13 protein-coding genes and 3 tRNA genes are annotated in these 13961 nt (G+C 67.3%); 12 read left to right on the plus strand and 4 right to left on the minus strand.

Annotation, left to right across the window (positions count from 1 at the left end):
• Positions 1–58: 58 nt before the first annotated feature.
• Positions 59–445: a hypothetical protein gene (locus tag ACOGXA_RS01720; protein ID WP_419925566.1), complete on the minus strand. Its 387-nt coding sequence runs from the start codon at positions 443–445 to the stop codon at positions 59–61.
• 67 nt (positions 446–512) lie between these two features.
• Here ACOGXA_RS01720 and ACOGXA_RS01725 point away from each other — a divergent pair, with 67 nt between their 5' ends.
• Positions 513–1787 (plus strand): MFS transporter, encoded by a 1275-nt coding sequence (locus ACOGXA_RS01725; RefSeq protein ID WP_419925567.1) that lies wholly within the window; start codon positions 513–515, stop codon positions 1785–1787.
• On the opposite strand, the gene ACOGXA_RS01730 is transcribed toward ACOGXA_RS01725, so the two are convergent.
• Positions 1784–2626: a class I SAM-dependent methyltransferase gene (locus tag ACOGXA_RS01730; RefSeq protein ID WP_419925568.1), complete on the minus strand. Its 843-nt coding sequence runs from the start codon at positions 2624–2626 to the stop codon at positions 1784–1786. The two genes, ACOGXA_RS01725 and ACOGXA_RS01730, sit on opposite strands and share 4 nt — an antisense overlap.
• A 138-nt stretch (positions 2627–2764) precedes the next feature.
• Here ACOGXA_RS01730 and ACOGXA_RS01735 point away from each other — a divergent pair, with 138 nt between their 5' ends.
• From ACOGXA_RS01735 to ACOGXA_RS01765, 7 genes are all read left to right on the plus strand, one after another.
• Positions 2765–3649: an FAD binding domain-containing protein gene (locus ACOGXA_RS01735; RefSeq protein WP_419925569.1), complete on the plus strand. Its 885-nt coding sequence runs from the start codon at positions 2765–2767 to the stop codon at positions 3647–3649.
• On the plus strand, positions 3642–4133 hold the full coding sequence (locus ACOGXA_RS01740) for a (2Fe-2S)-binding protein (protein ID WP_419925570.1): 492 nt from the start codon (positions 3642–3644) through the stop codon (positions 4131–4133). The genes ACOGXA_RS01735 and ACOGXA_RS01740 overlap by 8 nt, the downstream gene beginning before the upstream one ends.
• 52 nt (positions 4134–4185) lie before the next feature.
• Entirely contained in the window at positions 4186–6504 is a 2319-nt protein-coding gene (locus ACOGXA_RS01745; protein ID WP_419925571.1) for a xanthine dehydrogenase family protein molybdopterin-binding subunit, read from the plus strand.
• 13 nt (positions 6505–6517) lie between these two features.
• Positions 6518–7627, plus strand: a complete 1110-nt coding sequence (locus tag ACOGXA_RS01750; protein ID WP_419925572.1) for an LLM class flavin-dependent oxidoreductase — start codon at positions 6518–6520, stop codon at positions 7625–7627.
• A gap of 70 nt (positions 7628–7697) precedes the next feature.
• Complete coding sequence (locus tag ACOGXA_RS01755) at positions 7698–8528, plus strand: DMT family transporter (protein ID WP_419925573.1); 831 nt, start codon at positions 7698–7700, stop codon at positions 8526–8528.
• A gap of 34 nt (positions 8529–8562) precedes the next feature.
• Positions 8563–8638: transfer RNA gene (locus ACOGXA_RS01760), tRNA-Asn, on the plus strand.
• 78 nt (positions 8639–8716) lie between these two features.
• Positions 8717–8789: transfer RNA gene (locus ACOGXA_RS01765), tRNA-Ile, on the plus strand.
• Here the strand turns inward: ACOGXA_RS01765 and ACOGXA_RS01770 are convergent.
• Both ACOGXA_RS01770 and ACOGXA_RS01775 read right to left on the minus strand, forming a co-directional pair.
• Positions 8749–9609 (minus strand): phosphatase PAP2 family protein, encoded by an 861-nt coding sequence (locus ACOGXA_RS01770; protein WP_419927026.1) that lies wholly within the window; start codon positions 9607–9609, stop codon positions 8749–8751. The two genes, ACOGXA_RS01765 and ACOGXA_RS01770, sit on opposite strands and share 41 nt — an antisense overlap.
• A gap of 77 nt (positions 9610–9686) precedes the next feature.
• Entirely contained in the window at positions 9687–10250 is a 564-nt protein-coding gene (locus tag ACOGXA_RS01775; protein WP_419925574.1) for a hypothetical protein, read from the minus strand.
• 130 nt (positions 10251–10380) lie between these two features.
• Here ACOGXA_RS01775 and ACOGXA_RS01780 point away from each other — a divergent pair, with 130 nt between their 5' ends.
• The 4 genes from ACOGXA_RS01780 to ACOGXA_RS01795 all read left to right on the plus strand — a co-directional run bounded on the left by ACOGXA_RS01780 (position 10381) and on the right by ACOGXA_RS01795 (position 13959).
• Complete coding sequence (locus ACOGXA_RS01780) at positions 10381–11211, plus strand: inositol monophosphatase family protein (RefSeq protein WP_419925575.1); 831 nt, start codon at positions 10381–10383, stop codon at positions 11209–11211.
• Positions 11212–11226: 15 nt separating this feature from the next.
• A tRNA-Val gene (locus ACOGXA_RS01785) sits at positions 11227–11300 on the plus strand.
• Between the two features lie 104 nt (positions 11301–11404).
• Positions 11405–12694, plus strand: a complete 1290-nt coding sequence (locus tag ACOGXA_RS01790) for an amidohydrolase family protein (RefSeq protein WP_419925576.1) — start codon at positions 11405–11407, stop codon at positions 12692–12694.
• An 80-nt stretch (positions 12695–12774) separates the two neighbouring features.
• Positions 12775–13959 (plus strand): aminomethyltransferase family protein, encoded by a 1185-nt coding sequence (locus tag ACOGXA_RS01795; protein ID WP_419925577.1) that lies wholly within the window; start codon positions 12775–12777, stop codon positions 13957–13959.
• Positions 13960–13961: the final 2 nt, after the last annotated feature.

Consider the following 13961-nt stretch of genomic DNA (forward strand, 5'->3'; position numbering starts at 1 on the left):
CATTGAGGTTTCTCCATGTCAACGCCGGTGCGAATCCCGCGTTGATTTCCTCGGACATTCAGGGGCGGACCACCTCGGAGCCCCAGTTCGACTCGAAGCCGATGCCTGACAGCCATGTCTCCACCAGCTTGTTGTTCTCGGCCCGGAAGGCCTGCACCCAATCCCACTGGTTGCCGTCCACCTTCCATGAGCCGATGGCCACCACGTGGTCGTCCTCGGCGATGAGGCGGTAGCGCAGGTCGGTGAACTCGGCCTGGCTGCATAGCGCGGCCACCTGCTGCTGGTACTCCTCGGCGGTCACCGACCGGGTGCCGCCCATCTCGTGGCGCACGTAGGTCGGCCCGGCCAACTCCGGCACCAAGTCGGGGTTCTGAGCCCCCCACATCTCGTCGTACCACCGCCGCAGCACGGCCTTGGTTTCCTCAGCGGTATTGGAGTCAGCCATGGCCTGAAGCTACGACAGCGGGGCGGCAAGTGCCGCGTCGGAAGCCGAAGGCCGGTACCGTCGCAGCGTGAGCGACGCCGCCCCCGCCTCGACAACCGGGATGTTCGCGTCGCTGTCCAATAGGGAATACGCCCTGTTGTGGTGGTCGGGGCTGGTGGCGTTCCTCGCGGTCGGCATGCAGATCCTGGCCCGGGGCTGGCTGGCCATCCAGCTCACCGACAGCAACTCCAGCTTCGCCTTGGTGCTTTTGGCCTTCGGCATCGGCATGGTCACCGTCACCCCGTTCGGAGGGGTGGCCGCCGACCGATTCCCCCGTCGGGCGCTCATCGTCGGCTCCCATGTCTCGCTGTCCCTCAGTGCCCTTTGGCTCGGGATCATGGTGGTGTTGGGCCTGGAGCAGTTCTGGATGCTGTTGCTCACGGCGCTGATCCAGGGGTCGTCGTTCGCGTTCATGGGGCCGGCCCGGATCGCCATGACAGGCGAGGTGGTCGAGCGCGAGCTCTTGTCCAACGCCATCTCGCTCACCCAGCTGACCGTGGCCAGCTCCCAGACGGTGGGGCCGGCTCTTGCCGGGGTGCTGGCCGACACTCCCGGCTTCGGGCTGGCCGGGGTGTACCTTCTGAGCGCGGGCCTCACCGCATTGGGGACCATCCCGGTGCTGATGCTGCCGAAGTCGCGGCCCCAACAGCGCGAGGCCAACAGCCCTTTCGAGGAGATCGCCGCAGGGGTGTCCTACGTGGCCCGGCAGCCCTATCTGCGCGTGGTGGTCATCTCCACCGCGCTCATGCTGTTGGTGGCCATGCCCTACATGGCGTTTCTGCCCAAGTTCACCGAGAGCGTGTTCGGCGTGGGGGCGCTATGGCTGGGCATTCTCCAGGGGGCCAACGCCCTCGGCGGCACCGTCACCGCCCTCCAAGTGGCCCGTATGCGCGACAACAGCCTGCTTTGGCGGCTGCGGGTCTTCAGCTTGGCGACGGTGGCGGTTGGCGTGGGTGTTCTCGCCGTTACTCCCAATCATCTGGTGGCGCTGCCGGTGCTCTTCTTCCTGGGCGGCGCGGCCACCACATTCCAAACCGCCAACATGTCGATGTCGCTCATCTTGGCCGAGCCGGTGTACCACGGCCGGGTGCAGAGCCTGGTGATGATCGCGTTCAGCGCCCAGAGCCTGGTGGCGTTCCCGCTCGGCGCCCTCGCCGATCAGATCGGGCTTCGCGAGATGCACGGCTACATGGCCGCAGCCACCGTGTTGGTAGTGGTGTGGTCTGTTATCGCCGGCCGCAGCGCCCGCCGCCAAACAGAGGCGGCCAGAGGCCGGGCTCAAGCGGCTAGCGGCTCCAGCTAGGCCCGGGCGCTGACCAGCCAGGCGGCGCCGCCCATGGTGATGCCTTCGGGGGTGCGGCGGCGCTCGACCATGGCGCCGAGGGCGGCTTTGACCCGGTCGATAACGTGTTCTTCGGCATTGTCGGGGATGGCCGTGGCGGGCAGGAGGTCGGTGTAGTAGCGGACCAGCTCATCGGTGGTCCCGTCGCCGATGCTCAGGGGCAGGTCATGGGGGGTGATGTCGATGTCCACCAGCCCGGCCTCGGTGAGGACTGAGCTGATCCGGTCGGCCGAGGCCAAAGAGAACGGCCCGGGCGCCTCGGGGTCCATCGGCTCGGGTGGGCCCAGGATATCGGCCACCGCCTGCCCCGGCTCGGTGACCCAGGAGTTCTCGGCCGGCGACCGCCAGCACACGAAGCCTAGCCGCCCGCCGGGCCGCAGCGCCCTGCGGAGGTTGGTGAACCCGGCCACCGCCTCGGCGAAGAACATGATCCCCATGCGGGAGAAGGCGGCGTCGTAGTGGCGGGGCTCGAACTGGTGGGCCCCCGCATCGGCCACCACGAACGAGGCGTTGGCCAACCCGGCGTTGTCGGCCCGGCGCCGGGCCTCGTCCAGCATGGGGCCCGAAACGTCCACCCCGGTCACATGCCCGGCCTCGCCCACCAGGCGGGCCAGCTCCAAGCTGGTGGTGCCGGTGCCGCAGCCGATGTCCAGCACGTGCTCGCCGGGGTCGGGATGCAGCCGGGCGATGGCGGCCTCTCCCAATGGGGCCAGCATGGCATCGAGCCTCTCCCGATACTCCACCCACACCGGTCCCCGGTCGTTCCAGTAGCTGCGGAGCGCCTCGGCTGCGTCGGCCATCGCCACAGTCTGCCAGAACCCGCTGGAGGCCACGTATGCAGTGCTGAAGCTCAGAGCTGGTGGGTTGGCAATGTTTGCAGCGCTGACGCAGCCGGTTGCTTGCATGGTGAGTTATCAGCCGGGCTACAGTCTCCGGCGGTGAAACCTGCTTCTTTTGATTACCATGCTCCCGAGACAGTGGCCGACGCGGTTGGCCTGCTCGCCGAGCACGGCGACGACGCCAAGCTCCTGGCCGGCGGCCAGAGTCTGGTGCCCCTTTTGGCCATGCGCCTCACCCGCTTCGAGCACATCGTGGACTTGAACCGGGTGGAAGAGCTGTTCGGCGTGTCGCCCGACAACGGCGGTGTCCGCATCGGGGCCATGACCCGCCAGGCCGCCGTCGAATCCGACACCGCGGTGGCCGGGCGAGTGCCGCTGCTGCACTTGGCCACCCCCCACATCGGCCACTTCCAGATCCGCAACCGGGGCACCATCGGGGGCTCAATCGCCCACGCCGACCCGGCGTCGGAGTACCCCGCGGTGATGCTTGCGCTCGACGGGGTGGCTGAGATCGCGTCGGCATCGGGCAACCGCGAGGTTTCAGCGGCCGAGTTCTTCGAGTCCACCTTCACGACCGCGGTGGCCCCCGATGAGCTGCTCACCGCCCTCCGGTTCCCCTCATGGGAGCAGCCCGCCGGCTTCGCCTTCGACGAGATCGCCCGGCGCAGCGGCGACTTCGCGCTGGCCGGCGCCGCGGTGGGCATCGGCGCCGATGGCGATGGCCGCATCAACCGGGCCGCGGTGGGCATGCTGGGCGTGGGTCCCACACCGCTGCGGGCCACCTCGGTCGAGGCGGCTCTGATGGGATTGTCCGCCGCCGATGCCGACCCCGCCGAGATCGGCAGGCTGGCCGCCGACGACATGGACCCCATCGGCGATGTACACGCCAGCGCCGACTACCGCCGCCAAGCCGGCTCCACCCTGGTGGGCCGGGTGCTGGCCGAAGCGCTGTCCCAATTGACCTCGGAGGCCGGCAATGGCTGACCAGATTCCCATCTCGATCACGGTCAACGGCCGCACCCGCCGGGGAGCGGCCGAGCCCCGTCTGACGCTGGCCGACTTCCTGCGGGAGCAGGCCATGTGTACTGGCGTCCACCTGGGCTGCGAGCACGGAGTGTGCGGGTCGTGCACCGTGTTGATGGATGGCCAGGCGGTGCGCTCGTGCCTGCTGTTCGCAGTGCAGGCCGACGGCGCCGACATAACCACAGTGGAGGGACTCGCCCTCGACGAGGAAACCCTCCACCCGGTGCAGGAGGCGTTCCGCGACTGCCATGGCCTCCAGTGCGGGTTCTGCACGCCCGGCTTCGTGGTGTCGGTGGCCGCCTTTTTGGAGGCCAACCCCGACCCCTCCGACGATGAGATCCGCCACGGCATCTCCGGCAACCTCTGCCGCTGCACCGGGTACCAGGGCATCGTGGCCGCCACCCGCCAAGCCGCGGCCACCATGAAGGGAAGTGGGGGATCATGATTCACCTAGCGGCCCTGGGCGTCAGCGCCGCCCGCCTCAAGGGAGAGCACTCATGAGTACAGCAGCCGCGGCGAGATATGTGGGCCAGTCGGTCAAGCGGCTGGAGGACCCCCGGCTGGTGACCGGGCACGGCCGGTATGTGGACGACATCGTCCTGCCCGGCATGCTCCACGCCGCCTTCGGGCGCAGCGACCTGGCCCGGGCCACCATCACCCGCCTCGACACCTCAGAGGCCGAGTCCCTGGATGGGGTTCGCGCCGTGTTCACCGGCGCCGACCTGAACTCTTACAACGACTCGCTGCGGGCGTCGCTGCACCCGCCGACGTCGCCTGCGCCCCCGGCCAACATGCTGGCCGACGGCGATGTGCGATTCGTGGGCGACCCCTATGTGATGGTGGTGGCCGAGAGCCGCTACATCGCCGAGGACGCCTTGGAGTTGGTCGATGTGGAGTTCGAGCCGCTTACCCCGGTGGTGGACTACGAGGCCGCGGCCGACGCGGAGGTCCACGTCCATCCCGAACTGGGCGGCAATCTGGCCCACGATCTGGTTGTGCCCAACCCGGGCCAAAAGGAGGCCTTCGAGAACGCGGCCCACATCATCACCGAGACATGGCACCAGCACCGCCAGACCAACGTGCCCATGGAAACCCGGGGCATCGTGGCCTCCTGGCAGCCCCACGCCGGGGTCATGGAGGTGTGGGCGTCCACCCAGAGCCCCCACGAGTTGCAGCTTGTCGGGGCCCGCGTGCTGGGCATCGGCGAGCACAAGATGGTGGTGCATTTCGGCGATGTGGGCGGCGGTTTCGGCCAGAAGATGTTCTTGGGCCGCGAGGATATGGCAGTACTGGTGGCGGCCAAGCTGCTCGCCGGCCCGGTGAAGTGGATCGAAGACCGGCGGGAGAACCTGCTGGCCTCCAACCATGCCCGCATCGAGCAGATGACGGTCACCATGGCGGTGGGCGAAGACGGCAGCTTTCTGGCCGCCGACGTGGACCAGCTAGAAGACGACGGCGCCTACCCGCTGGGAGGCCCGGCCACCCCTGGGGCCATGGCCACCATGCTGTACCCCGGCCCCTACCGGATGGGGCCGGTGAGCTGGCGGGCCCGAACGGTGTACACCAACACCTGTGGCCGCGGCGCCTATCGGGGCCCGTGGCAGATGGAGAGCGTGGCCCGGGAGCAGATGATCGACCGGGTGGCCCGGGAGATCGGCATGGACCCGCTCGAGCTTCGCCGCCGCAACGTGCTCACCCCTGAAGACCTGCCCTATCAGGTGTCCACCGGGCTGTACTTCGAGACCACCATCTCGCCTGAGAAGACCCTGGAGCAGGCGGCCGAGATGATCGGCTACGACGAGTTCCGGGCCGAGCAGGCCGCGGCCCGAGAGCAGGGTCGCTACCTGGGCCTGGGCATGGCCCTCTACATAGAGCCCACGTCGATGGGCATGGGTCCGCTGGGCACCGAGTCGGCCATGCTCCGGGTGGAGGTGGACGGCCACGTCAACGTGTTCATGGGCACCGGCTCGCACGGCCAGGGCCTGGAGACCACCATGGCCCAGTTAGTGGCCGACGAGCTCGGGGTACGCCCCGAAGACGTCACCCTGCATCAGGGCCACGGCTCCGGCTACGGGTTCGGCACCGGCGGCAGCCGCTCGGCGGTCATCGCCGGCAGCGCGGCCCGGGCGGCAGCATCGGGCGTGCGGGACAAGGTGGTGGCCATCGCCGCCCACCTCATGGAGGCCTCCGCCGACGACCTGGAGGTGGCCGACGGGGTGATCTCGGTCAAGGGCACACCGGCAGCGTCGATGACCATGGCCCAAGTGGCGGCCACCGCTTATCAGAACTCCGACGCGCTGCCGCCGGGGACCGAGGCTGGCCTCGAGCACACCGCCCGCTACAAGGCCCCGCCCTCCACTCACTCCAACGCCTGCCACATCTGCACCTGCGAGCTCGACCCGGGCACCGGCAAGATCACGCTGCTGCGCTATGTGGTCAGCGAGGACTGCGGGGTGCTGATCAATCCCATGGTGGTCGACGGCCAGATCGCCGGGGGTGTGGCGCAGGGCATTGGCGGCGTGCTGTACGAGCACGCGGTGTACGACGAGAGCGGCAACCCGCTGGCCTCCACCTTCCTCGACTATCTGGTGCCCACCGCCGCCGATGTGCCCGAGTTGGAGTGCGGCCATGTGGTCGTGCCATCCGATACCCCTGGCGGGCACAAGGGAACTGGGGAGGGCGGCGCCATCGGGGCGCCCCCGGCGGTGTTCAATGCGGTGGTAGACGCCCTGGCCCCCTTCGGGGTGTATCCCAACCGCCAGCCCCTCGACCCCAACACGGTGCTGAGCCTGATCGCCTCGTCTCCCAACAGCTAGCAGTGTCGAGCCAATGAGGTTCGCGCTGTTCTACGAGATCCCCGTGCCCCGCCCCTGGGACGAAGACAGCGAGCGCCGGGCCTACCAGGAGGTGCTGGAGCAGGCCGTCTTGGCCGACAAGATGGGCTTCGACAGCGTGTGGACGGTGGAGCACCACTTCTTGGAGGAGTACTCCCACTGCTCCAACCCCGAAGTGCTCTACGGTGCCATCGCGGCCCGCACCGAGAACATCCGCATCGGCTACGGGGTGCGGCTCGCCCCCAAGCCCTACAACCACCCGGTGCGCTCGGCCGAGTCGGCCGCCACCTTGGATGTGATCAGCGGCGGGCGGGTGGAGTACGGCACCGGCCGGTCCAACAGCCGGGCCGAGTTGGAGGGCTTCGGCATAGACCCCAACGAGACCAGGGCCATGTGGGCCGAGGCCGTAGAGCACACCGCCGGCTGCTGGATGAACGACGAATACAGTTTCGAGGGCGATTACTGGTCGATGCCCCGGCGCCGGGTGATCCCCAAGCCGGTCCAACAGCCGTGCCCTCCCATGTGGGCCGCGGCGGGCAGCGATGAGACCCACCGCATCGCGGGGTCGATGGGGATGGGGCTCTTGTCGTTCAGCGTGTTCGTGCCCATGCCCGACCTCGAGGCCAAGATCAACATCTACCGCAACGCCATCGCCGGCTGCACAGATCCGGTGGGCGGTCGCATCAACAACCGGGTGGCCAGCTTCACCATGGCCCACTGCGCCCCCACCGCCGACGAGGCCTGCGAGGTGGGGCGGCAGTCGTTCGAGTGGTATCCCGTCGCCGCATTGCAGCTCTCCGCGTCGATGCCCGCCTGGCAGGCCGACCGCAGCCTTGATTTCAACGACTTCCAATATCTCAGCGCCGTCACCGATGTGCTGGACAGTGGCATGGTCCAGGAAGCCATGAATCTGGAAGGGCTGGTGGAGATGGGCACCGCGCTCATCGGCGACCCCGACCAGGTGGTCCGCCTGGCCAGGGGCTACGAGGAGATCGGCACCGACCTCCTTTTGTGCGCGGTGCAGCCCTACAACATCCCCCACGACAAGGTCATGGCCTCCATCGAGCTCCTCGGCCGCCACGTCTTGCCGGCGTTCGACCATTAGCTCTTCGCCCCCCGCTTCGGAGCCCGGCGCGCCCGGCGCCGCAACGCCCGCTGCCCGGCGGGGCGTGGGGATGTGGGCTGCGGCCACCGGCATCTTCTTGTTCAGCTGGGGCCCCATATTCGTCCGCGACAACGAGTTCGGCGCGTTGCCGTTCGCATTCTGGCGACTGTTCGGGGCGACGGCCTGGTCGGTGGCTGCGCTGCATCTGCGGGGAGGGCGGCTCGACCGCCGGGTGCTGCGCCACTCCCTGGCCGGCGGCGTGGTGTTCACCGTCAATGCGGCCACGTTCTTTACCGCCATCAAGACCACCTCGGTGGCCAACGCCATGATCATCGGCTCGACTGCCCCCATATTCCTGCTGTGGGCCGCCAGCCGGGTATTCGGCGAGCAGATCAGCTATCGGGTGAAGCTGGCCACGCCGGTGGCCATCGCCGGAATGATCCTGGTGCTTCTGGGCCGGCCAGACAGCACCGGAGGCGGGTCTTTGGGCGGCGACTTGCTGGCGGTAGTGGCCGTGTTGTCGTTTGCCGGCTACTTGGTGGCTTCCCGGGTGGCTCGCAACCACTTGAGCGCCCTGGAGTACCAGGCCGGATGGTCCGCGATCTCCACCGCCATGATGCTGCCGATCGCGCTGCTGTCGTTCGACCCCTTGGTCATTGCCGACGGTTGGAGCTGGGGGGTGGCCGCCACCATGGCGGTGACCGCCGGACTTGCCCACCTGATGGTCAACTACAGCCACCGGCACGTGTCCCTGAGGGCCATCACGCTGATGAATATGGTCGCTCCGGCGTTGGCGGTGCTGTGGGCCTGGTTTCTGTTCGACGAGCAACTCGGCGGGTGGCAGTGGTTGGGCGTCCCGTTGGTGGTGGTCTCGGTGCTGTCGGTGGTATTGGATGAGTGAGCCAACCCGCCGAGGGGGTAAAATCACGGGTCGATCCGGGGTAGCTCAACCGGCAGAGCAAGCGGCTGTTAACCGCTAGGTTGTGAGTTCGAGTCTCACCCCCGGAGCCAAACCGGCATCAGTGCGACGGCACTTGCCTTTCGCAATCCACCCCTGCCGACCAATAGGCGGACCACTAGGATGTCGGCGGGCCCGTAGCTCAGTGGTCAGAGCAGGCGACTCATAATCGCTCGGTCGCGGGTTCGATCCCCGCCGGGCCCACTTTGGCCAACTCGGGTTGTTTGGCCGAGCCCGTGCCCATCTGCCCGGCTGTGCCGGGGGCATCTTCTTCGCTCGGCTCCTGCCAGCGGCGGGTCAGCCAGCCGAGGCGGTGCGCGACGTACAAACCGATAAGGGCCAGTGCGGTGCCCACGAAGCCGTCGATCACCCAGTGGTTGCCGGTGAGCACCACGGCCACCGACATCAGCAGCGGTGAGGCCACCGCGAATATCCGCACCGGAATCGACCGCGTGCTGCGAAACAGCACCACCCCGGCCAGCACATTCCACCCCACGTGGAAGCTGGGCAAAGCGGCGTACTTGTTCACCACTGAAGGAGGCTGAAGGTATCGGTAGGAGGTGGACAGGTCGGTGACTGTGTCGGTGAAGCCGTCGAAGAACCGGGGCGGGGCCACCGGGAAGAAGGCGAAGAACAACAGTCCCAGAGCGCCGGACACGATCATGGCGTTGCGCATGAGCGTGTAGCGGCGCCGGTTGTAGCGGTACAGCAGCAGCAGGGCGCCGATGATCACCGGCCAGTGCAGCCAGATGTACACCCAGTTGAAGAAGGTGACCATCCAGTGGTAGTCGAGCACTGCCGACTGCGACCACGCTTCCAGGTCCAAGCCCAGGGTGGACTCGAAGGTGAGCAGGTCGTAGGCGTTCTTGAAGGCGGCAACCTCCGCCCCCTTGGTGAGCATCCGCACGCCGAAGTAGATGAGCGCGGCCACCGTCACGATGAAGACTTGGCCCGGGAAGTGGCGCCAGCCCCGAGCGCTGCCGGCAATTTCCGGCGCAACGATGATCTTGAGCCGACGGACCATGGGTTAACCATGCTACCGACTCGCTGCCGGCCTTTAGCAAGGAGTTCGCGATGTGGCTGCCCTCGGCCAGGCAGCTCTCAGATATCCCCCAGCCAGGCCGGGGCGCGGTCCAGCAGGAACTCGCTGATATCGGCAACTTTGGGCATCACGCCGCCCAGGCACTCCTGGCCGGTGAACATGCCGCTGATCGAGACCTCCACCCGGGCGGTGATGGACACGCTCCGCTCGGGGGCGTCGGTCACCGCGGCGTAGGCGTCGATGGCCGACACGTCGAGCGGCAGGTCCATTCCGCCGATGCCGGCGAGGTCGGTGGCCAAAAGCAGCAGGTCGGGGCCATCGGGCAGCGGCGGCAGGCTCCACGACACCACCATGGGCAGCTTGAAGTCCTCGGTGGGCTCCACCCCCTCGGGCAGTTCCATCATGTGGTCCTCAAAGCTCAGCATCACCCGGGGATCCACCTCCAGGGTGATGTGTACGTCGAGCGGGCCGCCGCAGGCAGCCGAGGGGTGCAGGTCCACCTCCCATGCCTGGCGCATGGAGTAGGTCTCCACGAAATGGCGATCATCGTGGACATGGAAGCCGTGGTCAGCGGCATGGTCTTTGAGATCGGCGATGAAGGTAGCGATATCGACGACAGCCAAGAGCCCAACACTGCCACAGCAAGAGCTGCCCTGGCTACCCGTTGCCGGCCCCAGGGGGCGGCGCTGGCGAACCAGGTCTGAACCGCGAAATTGACCTTGTTGGCCATCCGATAGCGGTTAGCTTCGTCTGGTGGACGGCAACGGGATTCTGGCAGTCTTCGACCGGGCCGCAGCGGCGGTGGCCGAGGCGGTATCTCGGGTGGACGGCTGGAAGATGACCGGCAACCGGGAGGGTCAGTACAGCTTCGACGTTGCCGCCGACGAGGCGGCCCGGAAGGTGCTGGCCGAGGCCGGCTTCGGGGTGTTCAGCGAGGAATCGGGATCGCACGACCCCGGGCGCGACCTTTTGGTGGTGCTCGATCCGGTGGACGGCTCCTCGAACGCCGCTCGGGGCTTGCCGTGGTACTCCACCAGCATGTGCGCAGTCGACTCTGGCGGGTTGCTGGCCGCTCTGGTGCAGAACCTGGTGAACGGCAAGGCGTACCGGGCGATTCGGGGACGGGGGGCCACCGTCGACGGCCGGCAACTCGCCCCGGCATCGGGAGAGCACCGCCGGCGGGGATCAGGGCCGACGTCTCAGCAGTTTTTGGGTGAGGCCACCGTGGGGCTGACCCATCTGCCCCCCCGGCATCTTGGCTGGGGGCAATACCGCGTCTTGGGCTCGATCGCCCTGGATCTGTGCGCGGTGGCCGAGGGCGTCCTCGACGCCTACATCGACTGCACACCCGGGGGCCACGCCACCTGGGACTACCTGGGCGGCGCCTTGGTGTGCGCCGAGGCTGGAGTGGCGATGGGCGAGGCATGGGGGCGGCCCCTTCTGCCCGACGCGCTGTCTGAGACTCGCTCGCCGGTAGTGGCAGCCACCCCGCCGCTGCTCGCCGAGATCCTGGCTCAGCGGCGCACCTTCGGCGCCCCTGCTGGCGAGGGTATTGGTGCGGGAGGGTCGGCGTCGCCGGTCTAACCTGGCCATCGCACCGGGCGCGTAGCTCAGATGGCAAGAGCGCTTCCCTTACAAGGAAGAGGCCGGGGGTTCGAGTCCCTCCGCGCCCACCCTCCCCGAGCGTGCCATTGGCGAGTCGTCGCCGGCGTGGCAGTACAGTGTGGTCAGCGCTCTAGCTGGTGTGCTCAGCCCGAATTGAAGAGGGAGCCGACCAATGCCCAACCCTGTCGCCGGCGTTGACCAGAGCAACGCCCCCTACATCATCGTCTCGTCCGACACCCACGCCGGATTGTTCGTAGAGGACTACCGCGAGTACCTCGAGTCGTCGCTCCATCCCGAGTTCGACGAGTGGCTGGTGACCCGCCATCAGCACCGGGCCATGGTCGAGGAGCTCAACGGCGAGTACGTCGAGCAGTGGGAGAGCGAGAACGAGATCGGGCTGAAGGGTGCCTACGATCCCGACATCCGCGACAAGACCCTCGACGCCGACGGGGTTGCCGGGGAGATCATCTTCGCTGACGGCGATGCGGTCACCGGAATGGAGGCGCCCCCGTTCGGGGCCGGACTCTCTGCTGGGCAGATCACCGACTCGCGGCGGGCCTGGGCCGGTGCCCGGGCCCACAACCGCTGGCTCGAGGAGTTCTGCGCCACCAACCCGCCGCGCCGCGCCGGCGTGGCCTTGGTGCCCATCACCCACGGCGTGGACGAGGCGGTGAAAGAGATCGAGTCGCTGGCCGGCAAGCCCGGCGTGCGGGGCATCATGATCCCGACCATGTGGCACGAGCACCCCTCCTACGGCCACGAGAGCTACGACCGGGTGTGGGCCGCCTGCGCCGAGGCCGGGCTCGTGGTGCATACCCACTCGGGCGAAGCCGACACCCCGTCGTACAACGAGAACATGGCCCAGTACATGCTCGAGGTCGCGTTCTGGACCCATCGCCCCCTGTGGCAGCTCTTGTTCTCCGGGGCCTTCGACCGCCATCCCAACCTGCGCTACGCGCCGGTGGAATGCGGCTCTTGGTGGTTGGGCGACTTGCTGTTCAAGGCCGACGCCATGTTCGGGGGACGCAACTGGAAGGTCAAGAAGATGAGCTCGCGCACCAAGGGCCTCATCGGGCGCCTGCCCTCGGAGTACATCGGCGCCAACGTGTTCATCGGCGCTTCCACCATGAGCAAGGTCGAGCTGCGGCGGCGCTACGTGAACGGTGTGGACGCCCTGATGTGGGGCACCGACTACCCCCACCCGGAGGGAAGCTGGCCCAACACGATCGAGCGCCTCGAGACCGATTTCCAGCAGATCCCCGTGGAGGAGACCCGCCTGTTGCTCGGGCTCAACGCCGTGCGCTGCTACAACCTGGATATCGAGGGCCTCTCGTCGATCGCCGAACAGATCGGGCCCACCCCCGAGCAGCTCAACCAAGACCTCGACTTGCGGACCGAACCCGATGCCATCCGCGAGGCCCGGTTCTGGTTCGACGACTACAACATCGAGTGGCCCCAGTAAAACGCGGTGTCATCTGCTGGCTCCAACGCCGCCACGGGCATTCACTGGGCCGATGGAAATGGCTATAGGCTGAATGCCCTATGGCGGGGGATAGGCACTACTACATCGAGGCGTTCGAGACGGTCGATCTCAGTTCATATCGGCAGCACAAGTCGCCGTTTGCCGGTCGGTATGGCACTGATCAAACGATCTTCGGCCTGTACTGCGGCCGCCTGTATCCGCTGAAGGCGTCCGACGAAGAGGATCCGATTCCCAACTATTGGAAGTTGCGCAATGGCGTAATGCTGTACGACGTTCCAGAGCAGCCGCTTGAGATCGTCGGACCCGATGCCGCTGGGGTGCTGGAGAAGGTTCTCGTCTGCAAAGCGGACACGCTGGGTGTGGGCCGATGCCGCTACGCCCTCGCCTGCTATGAGGACGGCGCAATAGTGATGGACGGCGTGGTCATGCGGCTGGGGGCGGATCGCTACTGGTATGTCAAGGCCAATGGCGAGTTCATGAGCTGGCTCAAGGCCGCTGCTATCGGGCTTGATGCCGAGGTGTCCGATCCGAACTCGCAGGTGCTGCAAATCCAGGGCCCGAAGTCGCTGGATGTGCTGAATGCCGCCACCGGCGGCGGGCTGTCGGACGAATTCAAGTACTTCCGGGCCGGGTTCTTCGACATTGGCGGCCAGTTGCTGTGGGTCTCTCGCACCGGATGGACCGGGGAGGTGGGAATCGAGGTCTATTGCAACAGCGGCCCCGAGCCGACCGACCACGATGCCCTCTGGGATCACTTGTTCGCCAGCGGCGAGCAGTTCGGCATGGAGTTCAGCACCTCGTCATCCATGGGAATACGGCGGATCGAAGCCGGCATTTTGGACAACGGCAGCGACATCGAACCCGATCTGACTCCGTTCAGCGCCGGCCTCGGGCATTTTGTCAACTTCGACAAGGCGGACTTCATCGGCCGAGCCGCGTTGGAGACCGCCGACCGCAGCCAGCTCTTGCTTGGGCTGGCCTGCCCGACCGCGACGCCGGAAACCTTCATGTCGGTGTGCTTTGAGCACGCTCCGGCCGGGCACATAACCATCGGCACATGGTCGCCCACCCGAGATGAGGGAGTCGGCTACGTGCGCTTCGATCGTCCGTTGCCCGGGGACGAGTGGGTGGGCAAGAGGGTCCAGTTGCAGGACCACGACGGCGAACTGCACGAGGCGACCGTGGAGTTGCTGCCCTTCATCGACAAGGAGAAGCAACTGCCGCGAGCCCTGTGGCGCCCGTGACC

Source organism: Candidatus Poriferisocius sp. (genome assembly GCF_965208475.1).
In the GTDB taxonomy this organism is placed as follows: Bacteria; Actinomycetota; Acidimicrobiia; order Acidimicrobiales; family Bin134; genus Poriferisocius.

What these genes read in the sequence shown, in the direction of transcription:
- ACOGXA_RS01730 (WP_419925568.1), bottom strand. Translation starts at nt 2,626, where the DNA reads ATGGCCGACGCAGCCGAGGCGCTCCGCAGCTACTGGAACGACCGGGGA.
- ACOGXA_RS01740 (WP_419925570.1), top strand. Translation starts at nt 3,642, where the DNA reads ATGGCTGACCAGATTCCCATCTCGATCACGGTCAACGGCCGCACCCGC.
- ACOGXA_RS01755 (WP_419925573.1), top strand. Translation starts at nt 7,698, where the DNA reads ATGTGGGCTGCGGCCACCGGCATCTTCTTGTTCAGCTGGGGCCCCATA.
- ACOGXA_RS01795 (WP_419925577.1), top strand. Translation starts at nt 12,775, where the DNA reads ATGGCGGGGGATAGGCACTACTACATCGAGGCGTTCGAGACGGTCGAT.
- ACOGXA_RS01745 (WP_419925571.1), top strand. Translation starts at nt 4,186, where the DNA reads ATGAGTACAGCAGCCGCGGCGAGATATGTGGGCCAGTCGGTCAAGCGG.
- ACOGXA_RS01720 (WP_419925566.1), bottom strand. Translation starts at nt 445, where the DNA reads ATGGCTGACTCCAATACCGCTGAGGAAACCAAGGCCGTGCTGCGGCGG.
- ACOGXA_RS01790 (WP_419925576.1), top strand. Translation starts at nt 11,405, where the DNA reads ATGCCCAACCCTGTCGCCGGCGTTGACCAGAGCAACGCCCCCTACATC.
- ACOGXA_RS01770 (WP_419927026.1), bottom strand. Translation starts at nt 9,609, where the DNA reads ATGGTCCGTCGGCTCAAGATCATCGTTGCGCCGGAAATTGCCGGCAGC.
- ACOGXA_RS01750 (WP_419925572.1), top strand. Translation starts at nt 6,518, where the DNA reads ATGAGGTTCGCGCTGTTCTACGAGATCCCCGTGCCCCGCCCCTGGGAC.